At 45.4% G+C, this 1,058-nt stretch carries 1 protein-coding gene; it reads right to left on the bottom strand.

The genetic code is table 11. The annotated features are described in order from the left end of the window. The coding region (locus D6694_11950) for a T9SS C-terminal target domain-containing protein (protein RMH38687.1) at window positions 1-1,058 on the bottom strand (1,058 nt) is incomplete at both ends.

Below are 1,058 nucleotides of genomic sequence, written 5' to 3'. Positions count from 1 at the left end.
GCATTCTGAATTCTGCTAATACCCATCAACTGCGGATCGTCGTCAACATTGCCATTCGCTGCATTCTGCAAATAACTTTGAATCCAGCTTTGTTTTCCTATTGAATCGGCCAATGTACGTTTATTAAAATTAAACCAAATATTGTTCTTAAACTGGATTTCTCCTGCCAGCAATCGATCTTTGGCATCATCCGGAGAATATTTGTCACTTACATCAACGCCGTATCCGTTGTAATCCCCAAAGATACTGTTTGCGTAAATACCACCCCAGTTTTCACGTAACTTAAACAACTCGTCCTGATCAGGATTACTGCTGGTCATCCCGGAACCAAGATAGGTAGCGTTGTAAATTTGAGCGTATGCCTTTGGTTCTGTGGTTATCGCCGATTTCGGCGCGCCGTCGTGTTCGCCGCAACGATTGCCAAAGTCCGGATGTTGAATCACAAACACATACTGCATTTTCCCGCGATAGCCTTCATCAAGATCAATACCATCATCACCACAAAAAGCAACTATTAAATTCTTTACATTGACCGTACCGCCAAAAAATTCAAATCCATCGTCTTTATTGGCAAATACTTCCACATGATCAATAGTTGTGCCACGGCCCACGCCGCCAAGCGTTAACCCGTTAATCTCATTACCTTCACCGATTTCCGCACCACCATGACGAATCGAAACATAGCGGAATACACCGGAATTGTCATCATCGTCGGTTCCGCCGTAAACGCCACGCGGTTCTGTGCTGGGAATGCCTTCAATATTGAATTCGCCTTCCGGGCGGTTGATCTTAGCTTTGCCAAGGATGATCACCCCGCCCCACAATCCTTTGGTGTCGTAAGAAATATCTGCCGGATTGTTCACATCATCTGATTCGGCTGTAAAGATAATCGGACGCTGGGCAGTGCCTTCAGCGTAAATTTTGCCGCCACGAGCTACAATAAGAGCCGAGGCATCTTCACCGGAACCCGGCATACCTTTAATTACTGTACCCGCTTCAATGTGCAACACAGCGCCTTCTTCTACAAATACGCGACCATTTAAATGATAAACATTGTC

Source organism: Gammaproteobacteria bacterium (genome assembly GCA_003696665.1).
Taxonomy (GTDB): domain Bacteria; phylum Pseudomonadota; class Gammaproteobacteria; order Enterobacterales.
Note: the sequence above shows the minus strand (reverse complement) of the source record. Positions and strands in the feature narration are given on the sequence as shown.